This window comes from Nostoc sp. PCC 9305 (assembly GCF_963920915.1).
Classification (GTDB): Bacteria; Cyanobacteriota; Cyanobacteriia; order Cyanobacteriales; family Nostocaceae; genus Nostoc.
In genome coordinates, this window is the sequence record NZ_CAWUDN010000314.1 from 1 (window position 1) to 236 (window position 236).

At 62.7% G+C, this 236-nt stretch carries 1 protein-coding gene; it reads left to right on the forward strand.

Annotated features, from left to right (window positions below; genetic code table 11):
• A partial coding sequence (locus ACM0OX_RS35875; protein ID WP_414519991.1) for a hypothetical protein occupies positions 1-236 on the forward strand: 236 nt, incomplete at both ends.

The following is a 236-nucleotide window of genomic DNA, read 5'->3' on the forward strand; positions in this document are numbered from 1 at the left end:
TCCAGGCCACCTACCGCGCCGTGGTGGAGGGCATGGAAGTGCATCCGGACGAACTGGTGTCGATCGATCCCGATCTACCTGATCGTTCGGCCCTGGTGATGGAGTTGTCGCAGCCGACATATGGCAAGACCCCCGCCGGGAAGATCTTGGTCAACAAGCAGCCTGATAACTCGAAGTCCCCGAACCTGGCGGACGCGGTCATGATCGCGTACCAGCCTGCCTCCCGCGCGCTCGAC